The sequence below is a fragment of the Pseudomonas sp. GL-B-19 genome (assembly GCF_019956415.1).
Lineage (GTDB): Bacteria > Pseudomonadota > Gammaproteobacteria > Pseudomonadales > Pseudomonadaceae > Aquipseudomonas.
Map to the genome: position 1 here is coordinate 175888 of NZ_JAHBDK010000075.1, position 17840 is coordinate 193727.

Below are 17840 nucleotides of genomic sequence, written 5' to 3' on the forward strand. Positions count from 1 at the left end.
AGATGCTGGCGTATATTTTTCGGCGACTGCTGCTGATCATTCCGACCTTGTTCGGCATTTTGCTGATCAACTTCGTGATCATCCAGGCCGCTCCCGGCGGCCCGGTAGAGCAGATGATCGCCAAGCTCGAAGGCTTCGAAGGCGCCACCAGCCGCATCGCCGGTGGTGGTGCCGAAGTGTCGGTGGCCGGCTCCGCCTATCGCGGCGCCCAAGGCCTGGACCCGGCGCTGGTCAAGGAAATCGAGCGCATGTACGGCTTCGACAAGTCGGCACCGGAACGCTTGTGGATCATGGTGAAGAACTATGCGTCTCTGGATTTCGGCGACAGCTTCTTTCGCGATGCCAAGGTCATCGACCTGATCAAGGAAAAGATGCCGGTGTCGATCTCCCTCGGGTTGTGGAGCACGCTGATCATGTACCTGGTGTCGATCCCGCTGGGGATCGCCAAGGCCACGCGACACGGCAGCCACTTCGATGTCTGGACCAGCTCGGCGATCATCGTCGGCTACGCGATCCCGGCGTTCCTGTTTGCGATCCTGCTGATCGTGGTGTTCGCCGGCGGCAGCTATTTTGACTGGTTCCCGTTGCGCGGGCTGACATCGAACAATTTCGATGAGTTGAGCATGGGCGGCAAAATCCTCGATTACTTCTGGCACCTGGCCTTGCCGGTGACGGCGCTGGTGATCGGCAACTTCGCGACCATGACCCTGCTGACCAAAAACAGCTTCCTCGATGAAATCAACAAACAGTACGTGGTCACCGCCAAGGCCAAGGGCCTGACCCGTCATCGTGTGCTTTACGGCCACGTGTTCCGCAACGCCATGTTGCTGGTGATCGCCGGGTTTCCGTCAGCGCTCATCGGGATCTTCTTTACCGGATCGTTGCTGGTGGAAGTGATTTTCTCCCTCGACGGCCTCGGCTTGATGAGCTTTGAAGCCGCGATCAACCGCGATTACCCGGTGGTGTTTGGCACGCTGTTTATCTTCACCTTGATGGGCCTGGTGGTGAAACTGATCGGCGACCTCACCTACACCTTTGTCGATCCGCGCATCGACTTCGAAAGCCGGGAGCATTGAGATGAACCTGTCCCCGCTCAATCGACGCCGTTTCGAACTGTTCAAGGCCAACAGGCGTGGCTGGTGGTCGCTGTGGCTGTTTCTGCTGTTGTTCGGCCTGAGCCTTGGCGCCGAGCTGATCGCCAACGACAAACCGCTGGTGGTGCATTACGACAACAGCTGGTACTTCCCTGCGCTCAAGCGCTACCCGGAAACCACTTTCGGCGGCGAATTCCCGCTGGAAGCCAATTACAAGAGCCCGTACATCCGCGAACTGCTCAAGGCCAAAGACGCCTGGGTGCTGTGGGCGCCGATTCCCTACAGCTATCAAAGCATCAACTACGACCTGAAAGTCCCGGCCCCGGCGCCACCGTCGATGGAAAACCTGCTCGGCACCGATGATCAGGGGCGCGACGTGCTGGCGCGGGTGATTTACGGCTTCCGGATTTCGGTGTTGTTCGCCCTCACCCTGACCATTCTCAGTTCGATCATCGGCGTGATTGCCGGGGCCTTGCAGGGTTTCTATGGCGGCTGGGTGGACCTGGCCGGGCAACGTTTTCTGGAAATCTGGTCCGGCTTGCCGATGCTGTACCTGCTGATCATCCTGGCCAGCTTCGTACAGCCGAATTTCTGGTGGTTGCTGGGGATCATGCTGCTGTTTTCGTGGATGAGCCTGGTGGACGTGGTGCGCGCCGAGTTCCTGCGCGGGCGCAACCTTGAATACGTGCGTGCGGCGCGGGCGCTGGGGATGCAGAACGGTGCAATCATGTTCCGCCACATCCTGCCCAACGCCATGGTCTCGACCATGACGTTCATGCCGTTCATCCTGACCGGCGCTATAGGCACCTTGACCGCACTGGATTTCCTCGGTTTCGGCTTGCCACCCGGCGCGCCGTCACTGGGTGAGTTGGTGGCCCAGGGCAAGTCCAACCTGCAAGCCCCATGGCTCGGCATCAGCGCGTTTGCGGTGCTGGCGATAATGTTGAGTTTGCTGGTGTTTATCGGCGAGTCCGCTCGCGATGCCTTCGACCCGAGGAAGTGAAATGAATCAGGACAATCTGATCGAAGTGCGCGACCTGTCCGTCGAGTTTGGCGTTGGCGAGCGCGTGCAACGGGTGGTCGAGGGCGTGAGCTTTGATATCCGGCGCGGCGAAACCCTGGCGTTGGTCGGTGAAAGCGGCTCGGGCAAGTCGGTTACCGCCCACTCGATCCTGCGACTGCTGCCCTACCCGATCGCCCGGCATCCGTCCGGCACCATCAAGTACGCCGGGCACAACCTGTTGGACCTGAAAGAGAAGACGATCCGCCACATCCGCGGCAACCGGATCGCGATGATCTTCCAGGAGCCGATGACCTCGCTCAACCCGCTGCACTCCATCGAAAAGCAGATCAACGAGGTGCTGGGCATCCACAAAGGCCTGACTGGCAAAGTGGCGACCAAACGCACACTGGAGCTGCTGGAGATGGTTGGGATTCCCGAGCCGGAAAAACGCCTGAAAGCCCTGCCCCACGAATTATCCGGCGGCCAGCGTCAGCGAGTCATGATCGCCATGGCCCTGGCCAATGAGCCGGAATTGCTGATCGCGGACGAGCCGACCACGGCGCTGGACGTGACCGTTCAGCTGAAAATCCTCGAATTGCTCAAGGAGTTACAGGCCCGCCTGGGCATGGCGCTGCTGCTGATCAGCCACGATTTGAACCTTGTGCGAAGAATTGCGCATCGCGTATGTGTCATGCAGCGCGGTTGCATCGTCGAACAGGCATCGTGCGAAGAGTTGTTCCGCGCGCCGCAGCATCCGTACACTCGGTTACTGCTGGCAGCGGAGCCCAGCGGCACGCCGGCGACCAATGTAATCGGGCCGCCATTGCTGCAAGTCGAGGACCTGAAAGTCTGGTTCCCGATCAAGAAAGGCCTGCTGAAAAAGACTGTTGACCACATCAAAGCGGTGGACGGGATCAATTTCAGCCTGCCCCAGGGGCAGACCCTGGGGATTGTGGGTGAAAGCGGTTCCGGCAAATCGACGCTCGGCCTGGCAATTTTGCGGCTGATCGGCAGCAAGGGCGCGATCCGTTTTGAAGGCAAGCAGCTAGACTGCCTGACGCAGAACGAAGTTCGACCGTTGCGCCGCGAGATGCAGGTGGTGTTTCAGGACCCGTTCGGTAGCCTGAGCCCACGGATGTGCGTGAGCCAGATCGTCGGCGAAGGCCTGCGGATCCACAAGATGGGCACCGAGGCGGAACAGGAACAAGCGATTATTGCGGCACTCAAGGAGGTAGGTCTGGACCCGGAAACCCGGCACCGCTACCCCCACGAATTTTCCGGCGGGCAACGGCAGAGAATCGCCATTGCCCGGGCATTAGTGCTAAAACCGGCGTTGATTTTGCTGGACGAGCCGACCTCGGCCCTCGACCGCACCGTACAACGCCAAGTGGTGGAGCTGCTGCGGTCACTGCAAACCAAGTACAACCTGACGTATTTGTTTATCAGCCATGACCTGGCTGTCGTCAAAGCGCTGAGCCACCAGCTGATGGTGGTCAAGCAAGGCCAAGTGGTCGAACAGGGAGACGCGCAAAGTATCTTTGCCGCCCCCAAACATCCGTATACACAGCAGTTGCTGGAAGCCGCTTTCCTGGCACCAGCCACTGCGTAATAACCTGAAAGAGAGGAGCAACACATGGGTTTTCTCGCCGGTAAGCGCGTACTGATCGTCGGTGTCGCCAGCAAGCTGTCCATCGCATCCGGCATCGCTGCCGCCATGCATCGCGAGGGCGCTGAGCTTGCCTTCACTTATCAGAACGACAAACTCAAGGGTCGAGTCGAAGAGTTCGCACAGAGCTGGGGTTCGAGCCCTGAACTGTGCTTCCCGTGCGACGTGGCCAGCGATGAAGAAATCGCCAAGGTCTTCGTTGAGCTGAGCAAGAAGTGGGACGGCCTGGATTGCATCGTGCACTCCGTCGGCTTCGCCCCGGGCGACCAACTGGACGGCGACTTCACCGAAGCCACCACCCGTGAAGGTTTCCGCATCGCTCATGACATCAGCGCCTACAGCTTCGTGGCCTTGGCCAAAGCCGGTCGCGAAATGATGAAAGGCCGCAACGGCAGCCTGCTGACCCTGTCGTACCTGGGCGCCGAGCGCACCATGCCGAACTACAACGTGATGGGCATGGCCAAGGCTTCGCTGGAAGCTGGCGTGCGTTACCTGGCCGGCTCCCTGGGCCCGGACGGCACCCGCGTCAACTGCGTATCGGCTGGTCCGATCCGCACCCTCGCCGCTTCCGGCATCAAGAACTTCCGCAAGATGCTGGCCGCCAACGAAGCGCAAACCCCGCTGCGTCGCAACGTCACCATCGACGAAGTCGGCAACGCCGGCGCCTTCCTGTGCTCGGACCTGGCGTCCGGCATCAGCGGCGAAATCATGTACGTAGACGGTGGTTTCAACACCACTGCGATGGGTAGCCTGGAAGAGTAATCTTCAGCTAGCCCAAAAAAACCGCCTGTTCAGGCGGTTTTTTTGTGCCCGTTGTTTCAGGTTGGACAGGATCAATGTAGGAGCGGGCTTGCCCGCGAAGGCGGACTAACATTCAAAATGGATGTTGACTGATACACCGCATTCGCGGGCAAGTCGGATCGCCGCACCGCCGCTCCTACAGGGGATTTGTGTTTAGCCTTCGAAGTGTGTGAGGCATTGGGCGAACAGCTGCTGAATCGGCTGTGTGCGCTGGCTATAGCGCTGCAACAGTACGATCTCCCGGTAAAACGTTAGCTCGCCCAACGGGATGATCCTGACCTTCGCCCCATACTCCAGCCACAGCCCTGCCTCGGGCAGCAGCGACACGCCCAAACCGCATTCGACCATTTTCACAATGGCTTCCAGCTCATCCAATTCCAGCGCCACCTGCACGTCAATCTGCTGTTCACGTAAAAACCGCGTCACCAGACGTCCGCCGAACGAATTGCGGTCGTAGCGCACCTGCGGATGGTCGGCGAGTATCGGTAACGGCTCATCGCCCTCAAGGTCCATCGGCACGATCAGTACGAACGGCTCACGGCGAATGACCTGCGCCGATAACTCCTTGGGCAGTTCAAACGGCGGCTTGATCAGAATCGCCAAGTCCACCTCACCGGTGTCCACCTGGCTCAATAGATTCAGCGACACACCCGGCACCAGTTTCGGCTCCAGCAACGGTGCCTGCTGCCTCAACCGCAACAACGCCTGGGGCAGCAACCCGGTCTGAGCCGTGGCCACTGCACCAATCTTCAACTCACCTCTGTATTCACTGACGTCATCACTGATCGCCATGCGGCTGAAGGTGTCCAGCATCTCTTTGGCCATCGGCAAAGCCCGCTGGCCTGCGGCGTTAAGAATCGCCTGACGCCCGGTGCGGTCGAACAGACGGATGCCCAGCGCCTGTTCCAGATTGCGCATCTGCGCGCTGACCGCCGACTGCGTCAGGCCGATGTGCATGCCGGCGGCAGCGAAGGTGCCGTAACGCGTGACGGCGATGAAGGTTTTCAGTTCCCGCAGCATCGCACTCTCGATTGATCGAAATAATTTGAGCTCGATGCAAAAACTATCGTCTTTCAATCAAAAAGCACAGCGCTAAACTCAGCCTCACACCTACCACCATCCGAGGCTCGCCCTATGCAACTGTCCCCTTTTCACTTGGCGATTCCAGTGTATGACCTGACCGCCGCACGGAATTTTTATGGCGAGGTGTTCGGTCTGGAAGAAGGTCGCTCCAGCGACCACTGGGTTGATTTCAACTTTTTCGGCCATCAACTGGTGATTCACCTGGCACAGAAAAGTGCCTCCCAGGAAGCCGCGCACACCAATGCCGTAGACGGCCATAACGTGCCTGTTCCGCATTTCGGCGTGGTCTTGAGCATGAGTGAGTGGGAGGCGCTGGCTCAGCGTCTGACCGCGCTGGGCACCTCGTTCGTGATCGAACCGGGTATTCGCTTTCAGGGCCTGGTGGGCGAGCAAGCAACGATGTTCCTCTTCGACCCTTGCGGCAATGCGCTGGAGTTCAAGGCGTTCAAGGACATCAGTCAGCTGTTTGCCAAGTGAACGCGTCCGCCTCGGCCAACAGCCCTTCGATTGAGCCGTGAAGCAGAGGGTCGTATTCGATCTGGCCGAGGCTGAAACGCAGGTCGTTGGCGCGATGGGCCGCGGCATTGCGCTCGGCGAGTATTTCTTCGAGTCGGGCCTTGATCGCGGCGAGTTCGACCGCGCCTGAACCCGTGAGCAACGCGACAAACTTATCGTTGCCCAGTCGACCGATGACATCGTTTTCGCGAAAGGCGATGCGCAGTACGTCAGCGAAGACTTTCAGCGCTTTGTCGCTCGCGGCCCGACCATACAGGTAGTGCGTGCGCTTGAAGTCATCAAGGTTGAACAGCAACAACGTAGCTGGTTTCTCCAGTCGCTGACAGGCGTCCACGCCTTGTTCGGCCAGCGTGGTGAACCCGTGGCGGTTGGGGAGCAGGGTCAACTCGTCCATGCTCGCCATCTGTACGCCGGACAGTTCTTGCTCGGCCTTGCGCGCCAAGTCACGCAGCCATTCACGCTCTTCTTGCGGGGAACGTAAAGGACTGGCACCAGCACCTGGTTTGACCGGTTTGCCTGGGATTAGCATGGCTCACTCCATTCGCAGGTATGGTCTTTAGAGTCGGTCATACCCGCATTGACTCAGTGTTAACGGACCGCCGGTCAACCGCCCACCAGCGGACACGGCCCTCCCGCCTGCGCCCACAGCTTGAACTGCGTGACGAAGACGTCGTGAGGCACCGGCACCGGCGCCCTGCCCTCGCCGGGGTTCCAGCCCCACAGCACCAACTTGTCGTCGCTCACATGCTTGATCAGTGCGGCGAAATCACGGTCGCCATTGCTGGAGCGGTCTTTGATCATCGCGCATAACTTGTCGGCTGGCAGACCGATCCAGGCCATTTTGTGCGACGCGGGCGGCAGGCTCCAGTGCGGTGCCCCCGGTGGCGTATGCGGCCCGTAGCTGGCCGGCGGGTTGGACTCGGCGTGACACGTTACGCACGGCAAACCGGCCGCGCCCTTGCCGTCCATCCCGCGTACCACGTTCATGGCGTGGGGAATCCCGGCGTCGAACTGCAACGGCGAATCATCCGGAATATGGCAGTTCTGACAACGCGGACTTTGAAAGACTTTCTGCACCGTATCGAATGCCTTGATGGCTTCCTTGTCGTCCGCAATCAGGTACTCGGCATAGCACGCCAAGCCGATCAACAGCACCGCGCCCAGTATCAGATGTCGTTTCATGTCACACCCCCGACAGTTGCAGCGGTAGCTCACGCAAGCGCTGCCCGGTCAAGGCGAACACGGCGTTGGCGACCGCCGGCGCTGTAGGCGGAACACCGGTCTCGCCGATGCCTCCGGGCTTGTCGCTGCTCGGCAGGATATGCACCTCGACCACCGGCATTTCGTTCAGCCGCAGCACCTTATAATCGTGGAAATTGGACTGCACCACCTGCCCGCCCCTTAAGGTCAGTTTGCTGTGCAAAGCGAAGCTGAGGCCGAAGGTGATGCACGATTCCATCTGCGCGGCGATGCTCTGCGGGTTGACCGCAATTCCGCAATCCACGGCGCACACCACCCGGTGCACGCGGATTTTCAGATTGTCCTGGGACACTTCAGCGACCTGCGCCACAAAGCTACCGAACGACTCGTGTACCGCTACGCCCAATGCGTGACCGTCGGGCAATGGTGCGCCCCAGTTGGCTTTCTCGACCGCCAGATTGAGCACGCCCAAGTGGCGCGGGTGGTTTTTGAGCAAGATTCGTCGGTATTCCACCGGATCCTTGCCGGCCGCCTCGGCCATTTCATCGATCAACGACTCCATGACGAACGCCGTGTGAGTGTGCCCGACCGAGCGCAGCCACAACACGGCGATGCCGGTTTTCGGTGAGTGCAGTTCCACCTGGTGATTGGCCAGGTCTTCGATGTATGGGCTATCGGCGACGCCTTCGACCGAGGTCTTGTCGACGCCACCCTTGACCATGCTCGCCTCCAGCATCGTGTCGGCCATAATCGACTGCCCGACCAGCACATGCTTCCAGGCCACCGGTAAACCGTCGGCATCCAGCCCGATGTTCGCCTGGTGCAGGAACATCGAACGGTAGTAACCGCCGCGAATGTCGTCCTCACGGGACCACACGGTTTTCACCGGAGCGCCCGCCGCCTTGGCGACCTGCACCGCTTCAGCGACAAAATCGGAAGTCGGATTGGCCCGGCGACCAAAACCACCGCCGAGAAACTCGGTATGAATCTCCACCTGTTCGGGTTTGAGCCCGGTAATTTTTCCGGCGATCATTTGATCCAGCGTCTGAAACTGGGTGCCGGTCCAGATCTCGCATTTGTCCTTACTGATTTTCACCGTGCAATTGAGCGGTTCCATCGGCGCATGGGCCAGGTACGGCACGCTGTATTCGACGTCGAGCTTCTTCGCCGCTTTGCTCATTGCGGCAGTTGCATCACCCGCCTTGCTGGCCGAAATACCTGGCGTGGCGGCGAGTTTGCGGAAACTCTCCAGCAGTTTCTGGCTGTCCAGGCCGGTGTTCGGCCCAAGGTCCCAGTCGACTTTCAGCGCATCGCGCCCCAGCTTTGCCGCCCAGAAATGATCGGCAATCACCGCAACGCCCGTCGGCACTTGCACCACTTTATGCACGCCCGGCACCGCCAGCGCTTCGGCGCCTTCGAAGGATTTGACGCTACCACCGAAAACGGGCGGCCGGGCAACCATGGCGGTCATCAAACCGTCGAACTGCACGTCCATACCGAACTTGGCCTGGCCCGTAATTTTCTCCGGCGTGTCTAGGCGTTTGGTGGGTTTGCCGATGATCTTCCAGTCCTTGGCCTCCTTGAACTTGATCGAGGCCGGATCCGGCACCGGCAGCTGGCCGGCGTCATCCGCCAGCTCGCCATAAGTGGCGCGCTGGTCGCCCGCGATGACCACGCCAGATTCGGTGCGGATCTGCGAAGGTGCAACATCAAACCGCTTGGCTGCCGCTTCGATCAACATCAGGCGTGCTGCCGCCCCGGCCTGGCGGTAGCGGTCGAACTCCATCCAGGTCGAGGTCGAGCCCCCGGTGATCTGCATGCCGCCAAAACCAGGCATCCCGTACTCAGCGGCCGAGGCCGGTGAGTGTTCGACACGGATTTTCGACCAGTCAGCGTCCAGTTCTTCGGCGATCAACATAGTCAGGCCGGTCCAGATGCCCTGGCCCATTTCCGAATGGCCGAGCAGTACGGTGACGCTGTTGTCGTTGCCAATCCGCAGGAAGGCATTGGGCGCAAAAATGTTGCCTTGATTCTCCGCGCCCAAGGCAAAGCGATGGGCACCGGGGATGACAAACGCCACCACCAGACCACTGCCCAACAGGGCGCTGCCCTTGAGAAAACTACGGCGCGACAACGGGTGGATGCTGTTCATGGTTTCAGCCCCCTCAACGTCAACCCATCCCGGCGGCACGTTTGACCGCTGCGCGAATCCTTGGGTAGGTGCCGCAGCGGCAGATGTTGCCGGAGAGCGCCTGATCGATGTCGCTGTCGGTGGGTTGGGGAATCTTCGCCAGCAACGCGGCGGCGGACATGATTTGCCCGGACTGGCAGTAACCGCACTGCACCACATCGAGTTCGGCCCAGGCTTGTTGCACCGGGTGCGAGCCGTCAGTGGACAGGCCTTCGATGGTGAGGATTTTCTGTCCGTGGGACACGGCTGTAGCGGGCGTAATGCAGGAACGTAACGGCGCACCGTCGACGTGCACGGTGCAGGCGCCGCACTGGGCCATGCCGCAGCCGAATTTGGTGCCGGTGAGGTGCACAACATCGCGTAGCACCCAGAGCAGCGGCATGTCCGCCGGGACATCGAGCTCCTGATCCTTGCCATTGATGTTGAGGGTCAGCATTGTGATTGTCCTCAGACTCACGGTGTTCTGAAGGGCGTCGCTGTGACAATCAACTGCCTGTGCGCGCCTTGGGGTTCTCCCTTCAGCTAAGCGCAAAATGTCGGGCGAGACCGGTTCATCGACCACCGGTCACCCCTTCAAGACCAATCTGATGGCTTGTAGCAGTTGCCGAGCAGCGCGAGGCTGCGTCCGGCGACAAAGTCGTCGTACACCCTGCGAATGCGGTTTTTCTGTCACACCGCAGTGTCTGATTTTACGGCGACTTCGTCGCCGGACGCAGCCTCGCGCTGCTCGGCAGCTGCTACGGGGTGGCTTGGGGCACTAGACCCTTGGCGTGAACAAGATTGCCGTGTATCGCGTCAGGAACAGGCCAAACGCCGCGCACCACAGCAGCGCCGAGAGTCCCAGCCCTACCCCGGAAAACGGAACCAGCAACACCCGGCAGACGCCAGCGACGATCAGCAAGGCAAAGCCCAGCACCACGGTTTTCGACGGCTGCAACAGTCGCCCGGTGTGGCCAAGGCTGACGCGGGCAATCATCGCCAGGATCAACCCGCCGATGCCGCCCACGGCCAGCGCATGGGTGGCCAGACTTTGTTGTGACATCAGCCCCGCATGCCACAGCGCCATCGCCAGCGCGGCCATCAGCAGCCAGGCATACGCCAGGTACAGCGACCACAGCAGTGGCACCCGCCAAATGCCTCGATCATGCCAGCGCCACAAACGCAGCAGATGCAAAGTGCCCATCAGCAGAAACAACGCTGCCAACCACACCCTCGGGATATCGTTCAAACCACTGGCGAAGGACACCGCCGCCAACAACGAACTCACCAGCAGGATTTTAGTGGGCAGCGGATGCGCCGCAGGCGTGGCGGGACGGTTCAAGCCGCGCTGAATGAAAAACGGAATGACCCGCCCGCCAATCACTGTCATCAACGCCGCCACCAACCACAAGGCCGCCAGCACACCACGTCGCTGCAGCACGACGTCATCGGTAGCGATCCCCCATAGCGTCAACGCCTGGCAGCCGGCTATCAGGGCCACCACCAATAAAATCGGGTAGTTCTCGCGCTTGCCGGCCGCAACCAAATCCCGCCCCAACATCCAGGCCAACAACGGTAGAAAAGGTGTCTGCAAAGCAATCAACAGGGGCGCCGGGATCGGCAGCAACCACGCCAATCGCGCCAGCAACCACACCAGCACCAGCCCGATCAACGGCCAGCCGCTCAAGCCGGGACGCCCGGTCCAGTTAGGCACCGCCGTCAACAGAAACCCGGCGATGATGGCCGTGGCAAACCCGAACGGCATCTCGTGCCGATGCCAGCTCAACATACCGCCCATCGGTTGCGCACCGGGCAAGCGGCCATACAGCCAAAGTGCCCAGATCGCCACAGCGACGGCCGCAAACACGGCGCCGGCGAAAAAGAACGGTCGAAATCCGAGGCTGAATACCGGGGCAGCGGCGATTTTTCTCATCTCAAGCCACCGCATGGGTCAGGCCTTTACCCAACCGATACTGAGCCAGCAGGCGCATGACGTAGCCAATCTTGATTAAGGTCGGCCCGATGATGGTCATGGCATGCATCGACACCAACACCACGATCGGCAAATGACCGCCGTACAGGTAGGCGCCATAGATACCGGCCAACAGCATGGTCAGGCCAGCGCCGAGCACTTTGCTCGACAGGTTCAGAACGGTCAGAGGGTTATCGAAAAAATCGAACATTTTGCCGTACTCCTGAAGCGGGTCAGTTGTACGTTTTGAGTATCAAGTCTCGTGCCAGGAATTTAACCCTTTTAAATCAATATCTTGAGAAATATGAAGTCATATCGACCACACCGAAAAATAGTCTATATGACCTTACATCTAGTCACTTTGACTTCTATTTCCATCAAGTTATCGATCTACGGTCCAACTGATCGTCGACAGGCTGACTACGCTGATAGTCCAGCATGAGTAACCCGTAGAGGAGCACCACCATGCAACGCGTGCAAAAACTGACTCCCTGCCTTTGGTTCAACACTCAGGCCGAAGAGGCGGCGAAGTATTACTGTTCGATTTTCGATCATTCAAAAATCACCGGCACCACTCATTACGGCAAGGCTGGCCAGGAGGTTCACGGCATGCCTGAAGGCCTGGTGCTGACAGTCAGCTTTGAGCTCGATGGGCAACCTTTTACCGGCCTCAATGGCGGCCCCCATTTCAAGTTCAATGAAGCGGTTTCCTTTCAGGTCAACTGCCAGACACAGGAAGAAATCGACCATTACTGGGGCACGCTTTCCGCCGGTGGCGAGCCGCAGGCCCAGCAGTGTGGCTGGCTCAAGGACAAATACGGGCTGTCTTGGCAAATCGTCCCGATCCCGTTCATGGAGATGTTGAAAGACCCGAACACGACCAAGTCCCAGCGCGCCATGCAAGCCATGATGCAGATGAAAAAGCTCGACATCGCAGCCTTGCAACGAGCCTTTGACGGCGAGAGCTAATACACTCCAGGGCTGACCTGCCGAGGACGCTGACGATGAAGCACGCCGCTGCCAAAAACGCTGACAAGGCCCCGCGCTTCTGGCGTGATGACGCCCTGCCCTTCATCGAAGCCCGCTCCATCGCCGACGGTCGTGACGTCTGCTACACCCGGCACGCCCACGAGCACTTTTCCATCGGTGCGATCACTGCCGGGTGCAGCACCTACCTGCATGAGCAAGCCGCGTTTCAGGTCAGTACCGGCACCGTGGTGCTGATGAATCCGGACGACGTTCATGCCTGCAATCCGATCGACGACCAGCCATGGTCGTACCTGATGCTGTACGTCGAGACACCCTGGCTGACCGACTTGCAGCATCAGCTTGGCTTCAGCCAGGACTCGGCGTTTCGACGCTTTTCCACCACCCATACCCGCGATATCCAGCTGTTTACCGGCCTGAAAGGTCTGTACGAAATACTGGTCGATCCCCTGCAGGACGTGCTGTGCAAACACAGCGTGGCGGTGGAGTTTTTCACTGATGTACAACAGCGGCTCAACCCCGTTGACCAACCGCTGCGCGAACCCAATTTCAAGCTGGAACGCGCTGCTGACTACATCCGCGACAACTGCACGCAGCTGCTCAAGCTTGAGGACATTTGCGAGGCGGCTCAACTGTCGCCGTCGTACCTGATTCGCGCCTTCAAACAGCATTACGGCATGACGCCCCATGCGTTTCTGGTCAACCGACGTATCCAGTTCGCCCGCGATCAATTGCGCAGTGGCAAGTTGATTGCCGATGTAGCGCTGGAAGCAGGGTTTGCTGATCAGGCGCATTTTCAACGGGCGTTTAAACAGCATCTGGCGGCGACACCGGGGCAGTATCGCGGTTAATGTTTTAACCTGGGCCCAGCCTTGCATGATTAAACATTCGTTACATATACACCAACCAATCTCTCCAACTATTTCTGAAGAATGAAACACGCCGTCATATAAGTGCGACGACACTTCTCCACGCATTCACTTAAGCTCGCCCCACACCGAAACCAGAAGACGGAGCTTCCAACTTGAGTGATTTAAACAACACCCTCTTTCAATCTAAAAACCAACATCAAAAACAATTGATCACCGAAGCCATTTCCAACTTTATCGGCGATCAAGGAGTAAAAGAAACCATTGAGTGGGAATGGGACCGCCTGGCAACTTCCCGGGTAGAAGACACCGATTTTGATGATCTGCATCGTCCGGGGGCTTTTAGTCTGGTGAGACTTATCCGGCATCCAGACTTTGTCAGGATTCGATCCGAACAATCTCTCCCACAACCAGTGGCCTTTTACGTCGATGAAAATGCTCGTATTTATTACGCCTACGAAAATCTCAGCAGCCACCAAAGTGAGGACACTCACGTCACCGTCCCTTACTTTTCCGCGGGTGTAGACATCACCCAGCATTTCTCCGGTGTCGCGGATTTCGATGAAAGCCTTAGCCTGTTGGCCAGCATCGCAAAGATGACCGGCGGGATGGTTACGTCAAGCAAACAGATTACAGTCGGTCAGTGGTTGCGCTTCCACGAATTGCCACTTCCCACCACTGAAGAAGGTGCCAATGAACTCATTGATTTACTCCATTTCGCCACCCTTCCCGAAAACTCACCGTATGAGAACTACTGGCAGTTGCTGGATTGCCCCGAGGACTCACCGTTCAAGCTGACGGAAGAAAACCGCGCAATCATTCGTCGAGTCACAGAAGAAGAAACTGAAGGCTTGATCTCGTTGGCTGCGCTGTACGCTCGATCGGTGGTACTCGAAAGCGGTTCTCCAGACCGGGTACCTGCCCGACTGAGCCGTCTGATCGACAGCGCGGTAGTGTCTTCGGCCAATGGGCAAGCGTATATCGACGCTCTCGGCTGGTTCGCCGAAGACAAAGATCCCAAGCCGACAGAGCAGTTCATAGAGCAACTAATGATTGCAGTGATGCTGCTTGACCTTGACCCTGACGCCGACATTGCCAACACCACGTTTGCAGGCTTTGACTTGTACTCCAAGCGTTACTTGTTGAGCCGGCCAGCGCAGGTGCGCCGGCAACTGGAACTGCATCTGGTCGATACGCTCAGGCTCGACACCCTGATCGCACCGCTGGTGGCCGAGTTGATTCTGGGGGGGATGGCGCCGGAGTATCTGGCCCTGGATCTGCCGGAGAAATTGCGGATCGGTACCCCTGGCTGGGTCGTCTTCACCCAATCCGTGCACTTTGCAGAAGCTGTCGCCCCTGGTATTTCTCGAAGCATGGGCTATCAGCACTTGCTCGGTTTCAGTCGGCTGTCGAAGCTCTCCCCTCAACTGGAGGCAATGTTTGCTGCAACCTCGGCTGACCCGGTGATGACCTGGGCAGTGATGAACAACCTGATCACCCGGGACGTCGGGGGCAAACTGAGCCAGGAAGCCGTTACCCTCGCGTTTAGTAAATACAACCAGTACGTCGATTTGATAACGGATGCCGCGAGCAAACTTGGCAACCCATTACCCCATCGCAAGCCGCTGGCTCTAAAAGCACTGAAAGCAGAGATACCTGACTGTGACCCTGAGGAGCTCCTGGTTAAACATCGCGGCACGGGGGGTGGCGCAGGAAGGAAGGTATCGGTTATCGATCTGTACTTGGGGGATGAACTTCACACCGAGGATTGGGACCGCCCCGGGGGAAACAGCATTTACCACTCATTCCCTCAACTGAGCAGCCTGTTTCCGATTGCCGATATATACGAAGAAGCTATAGACAAATATTACAGAGAAACAACCGAGGCACTGACCAGCAACATAGTCATTGCACTGTCGCAATTAAAACCCGAAGACGCCGACTACGTAGAGTACGGCGCTCTTGATATTTATTGCATTCGACAATATACAAAAACCACCTTTTCAGCTGCACGACCAGGCATTGTGACTGATCCTGTTGTTGCCCCGGGAACGACGGGGCGTTTTGGTGTCATCCTGTGTGCCAAATGGCGCGATAACGTTCGGTGTTATGAAGTTTTTCCATTAAGACTGGAATGCAATCCCAATCAACAACTTGAACCCCTGTTCCGTCCGCTGTTGGGTCGGAATCTGAATGACTTTGAGCCAGACGTTGCTCACCACAAAGTTATCGAGAACATACCGGTCGACGTAGACGCCTATCTTCAAAACCTTGAACCACGGGACAATGCCCATTCCAAAGTGTTTATCCGAAAGATCGGTGAACTCAAGGCGCCACTGAATGAAGCAGAGCCGGCATCTCCCCCCGCTTATTTGCGGTCGCCGCGCCAAAAGGCCATCGGCCAGCTAATGGCTGAAGAAAACCCATATTTCACCGAAGATGAGCTGAAGCAATTGGGTTTCGATCAAACGGTACGAGAGCGGGCCATAGAAAAGACCGATGCGGTCTTCAATTCCATTCTCAACCTGATCATTCCCTTCAAGGAGTGCATCGAGGAGCTGTCCTCGGGTGTTCCATCCAGGCAGAAGAGCGCAATCTCCGGGTGCGTCATGGACGCGGCACTGGTCGCTATGTCGTTTGCAGCCGTGCCGGGAAAAATTGCCGCCACCACCGCCAAAACTGCAACCGTGGCTACCCGGCTATTGTCTGCTTCCAAAGTGCTCAGCCGGACAATCCTCAGCCTGTTCAACCCACTGGACGGCCTGCCGCCATTGCTCCAGGGGGGCGGCAAATTACTGGGTAGAGGCGTGAAAAAACTCGGAGCGCATGCTCTGTCTGCCCCGCATCTGGCAAGGCAGCAATTGCGCTATTTGACCGGCGCGAACACCTATGATCTGCTCAGCGCCGTCGACCATACGGGCGCGGCAACGAAGATCCGTATGTCGCTGGACGCTGTCAGTCATGCACGCACGATTTTCAAGGCTGATGGCATCGAAACCGCCGACCAGGTGCTCAAGCATCTACGCGCACCTGATGCGAACCTGCTGAAGAACATTCCAGAACAAGAGCTTCAACATCTGCTGGAGCATTCACTGGTCGACATTGCCCTCAAGTCCGAACCTGCCTGGTTGCTCGAAGAAGTCCTGGACCCAGGCGTTGTCGACAGGCTGATCCGGCGTCAGGCTGAAAAGTTTTCCCTGACCAACCTGCGTCAGTTCCAGGAACACACAACGTTGGCGGAAATCTTCCATGGCCTGCTGAAGGTAGAAAACAAAAATCTGAGGGCGATGAGCTTGCATCAGAGTGCCTTGATCGCCAAAGACCTTGGCAAGGCACCTTTCGACGGCATCCTTGATGAACTTACCTTTAATCCCAGTGGTTTAACTGGCGACAGTGAACGTGCCAACGCCTGGATTCTCAAGGCTTCCAACTCTCGAAACCAGGCGGACAACATTAGAGACGTGCTTGGAGAATACAGCGCCAACAACCTGCCCCTGACTTCCCCTTCGGTCTATAACGAATTGCATCGGCGTATCGCGCCCGAGGTGACGGGGAGTTTCCGTAGCCCGACCGCAGAGGCCCGTTATCCTTCAAATGTCTCGGGTGCGGCGCTGTTGGAAAAGCACCTCGCAACACTTGATCCGGATCACCAGCATTTCGCGAAACAGATGCTGGGAGCATTCCTTGGCTACCACAGCTTTGTCGATGGCAATGGCCGTACCGCCCGTGCGATCTACGCGATTGCAGAATTGAGGAAGGGTCGATTCACCCCGCTGAGTGTCGCGACCGAAAGCGCCTTGAGCGGTTTGAGTTGAGGTTCGCTACCCGACGCTCCTAATGACTCCACACCTCGTTTGAAGGGGTGTGGTTTCAGGAAAACATCAATCCGACCGCACACACTGCCAACAGCAACGCCATGGTCCGATTAAACAGGCGCATGCCCGCCGGGTTGTCCAGATAGCCACGCAAAAATGTCCCGGCGTACGCCCAACAGCCGACGGACACATAGCAGATCACCAGATACACCGCTGCAAACTGCCACACCAACCGCGCCTCGCCGTCTGCGACGAAGGCGCCCATCCCCGCCACGCAGGCCAGCCAGGCTTTCGGGTTGAGCCATTGCATGACCGCGCCATACACCATCGATGGCGCCTTTGCCGACGCCTTGGCATCGAGACGACCATCGTCCGCCGCCAGTTTCCAGGCCATGAACAACAAAAACGCCACGCCCGCCCATTGCACCACCCGCGTCAACGCTGGCCACAACCGTAATATTTCATGCAGCCCCAGGCCCATCAGCACCAGCAACAACACGAACCCCAGCGTTGCCCCTGCAACGTGACGTTGACTGGCGCGAAAGCCAAACTGCGCGCCCGAACTCAACGCCACAATATTCACCGGCCCCGGCGTTATGGACGCCACCAGTGCAAACGTTGCCATGGAGATAATCAGACTCATCGCACACCTTCTTCAATTCAG

Annotated in this window: 16 protein-coding genes; 8 read left to right on the forward strand and 8 right to left on the reverse strand. The window is 58.3% G+C overall.

Annotation, left to right across the window (positions count from 1 at the left end; translation table 11 throughout):
* Positions 1-2 precede the first annotated feature (2 nt).
* From KGB06_RS25840 to fabI, 4 genes are read left to right on the forward strand one after another with little or no spacing between them, the layout of a single operon-like run.
* A complete protein-coding gene (locus tag KGB06_RS25840) occupies positions 3-1076 on the forward strand; it encodes a microcin C ABC transporter permease YejB (protein ID WP_223520838.1) in 1074 nt (357 codons plus the stop codon).
* Between the two features lies 1 nt (position 1077).
* Entirely contained in the window at positions 1078-2097 is a 1020-nt protein-coding gene (locus tag KGB06_RS25845) for an ABC transporter permease (RefSeq protein WP_223520840.1), read from the forward strand.
* A gap of 1 nt (position 2098) precedes the next feature.
* On the forward strand, positions 2099-3706 hold the full coding sequence (locus tag KGB06_RS25850) for an ABC transporter ATP-binding protein (RefSeq protein WP_223520841.1): 1608 nt from the start codon (positions 2099-2101) through the stop codon (positions 3704-3706).
* A 24-nt stretch (positions 3707-3730) separates the two neighbouring features.
* A complete protein-coding gene (gene fabI, locus KGB06_RS25855; RefSeq protein WP_007944572.1) occupies positions 3731-4525 on the forward strand; it encodes an enoyl-ACP reductase FabI in 795 nt (264 codons plus the stop codon).
* A gap of 192 nt (positions 4526-4717) precedes the next feature.
* Here fabI and KGB06_RS25860 read toward each other — a convergent pair whose 3' ends face one another.
* Complete coding sequence (locus KGB06_RS25860; protein WP_223520843.1) at positions 4718-5584, reverse strand: LysR family transcriptional regulator; 867 nt, start codon at positions 5582-5584, stop codon at positions 4718-4720.
* Positions 5585-5698: 114 nt separating this feature from the next.
* On the opposite strand from KGB06_RS25860, the gene KGB06_RS25865 reads away from it, so the two are divergent.
* Positions 5699-6124, forward strand: a complete 426-nt coding sequence (locus KGB06_RS25865; RefSeq protein WP_223520845.1) for a VOC family protein — start codon at positions 5699-5701, stop codon at positions 6122-6124.
* Here KGB06_RS25865 and KGB06_RS25870 read toward each other — a convergent pair.
* From KGB06_RS25870 to KGB06_RS25895, 6 genes are all read right to left on the reverse strand, one after another.
* On the reverse strand, positions 6102-6692 hold the full coding sequence (locus KGB06_RS25870) for a GGDEF domain-containing protein (protein ID WP_223520847.1): 591 nt from the start codon (positions 6690-6692) through the stop codon (positions 6102-6104). The two genes, KGB06_RS25865 and KGB06_RS25870, sit on opposite strands and share 23 nt — an antisense overlap.
* Positions 6693-6766: 74 nt before the next feature.
* A complete protein-coding gene (locus KGB06_RS25875) occupies positions 6767-7345 on the reverse strand; it encodes a hypothetical protein (RefSeq protein ID WP_223520849.1) in 579 nt (192 codons plus the stop codon).
* A 1-nt stretch (position 7346) separates the two neighbouring features.
* Positions 7347-9515, reverse strand: a complete 2169-nt coding sequence (locus tag KGB06_RS25880) for a xanthine dehydrogenase family protein molybdopterin-binding subunit (RefSeq protein WP_223520852.1) — start codon at positions 9513-9515, stop codon at positions 7347-7349.
* A gap of 19 nt (positions 9516-9534) precedes the next feature.
* Positions 9535-9990 carry a (2Fe-2S)-binding protein gene (locus tag KGB06_RS25885; RefSeq protein ID WP_223520855.1) on the reverse strand — a complete coding sequence of 152 codons (456 nt, stop codon included), beginning with the start codon at positions 9988-9990 and terminating at the stop codon, positions 9535-9537.
* Positions 9991-10311: 321 nt separating this feature from the next.
* Positions 10312-11466 carry an NnrS family protein gene (locus KGB06_RS25890; RefSeq protein WP_223520859.1) on the reverse strand — a complete coding sequence of 385 codons (1155 nt, stop codon included), beginning with the start codon at positions 11464-11466 and terminating at the stop codon, positions 10312-10314.
* A gap of 1 nt (position 11467) precedes the next feature.
* On the reverse strand, positions 11468-11716 hold the full coding sequence (locus tag KGB06_RS25895; RefSeq protein WP_223520861.1) for a transmembrane sensor/regulator PpyR: 249 nt from the start codon (positions 11714-11716) through the stop codon (positions 11468-11470).
* 254 nt (positions 11717-11970) lie between these two features.
* On the opposite strand from KGB06_RS25895, the gene KGB06_RS25900 reads away from it, so the two are divergent.
* From KGB06_RS25900 to KGB06_RS25910, 3 genes are all read left to right on the forward strand, one after another.
* On the forward strand, positions 11971-12474 hold the full coding sequence (locus KGB06_RS25900) for a VOC family protein (RefSeq protein ID WP_223520864.1): 504 nt from the start codon (positions 11971-11973) through the stop codon (positions 12472-12474).
* A gap of 35 nt (positions 12475-12509) precedes the next feature.
* Entirely contained in the window at positions 12510-13343 is an 834-nt protein-coding gene (locus tag KGB06_RS25905; protein WP_223520867.1) for an AraC family transcriptional regulator, read from the forward strand.
* Between the two features lie 173 nt (positions 13344-13516).
* Positions 13517-17176, forward strand: a complete 3660-nt coding sequence (locus KGB06_RS25910) for a Fic family protein (RefSeq protein ID WP_223520869.1) — start codon at positions 13517-13519, stop codon at positions 17174-17176.
* A gap of 55 nt (positions 17177-17231) precedes the next feature.
* On the opposite strand, the gene KGB06_RS25915 is transcribed toward KGB06_RS25910, so the two are convergent.
* A complete protein-coding gene (locus KGB06_RS25915; RefSeq protein ID WP_223520872.1) occupies positions 17232-17819 on the reverse strand; it encodes a LysE family translocator in 588 nt (195 codons plus the stop codon).
* Between the last annotated feature and the right edge of the window lie 21 nt (positions 17820-17840).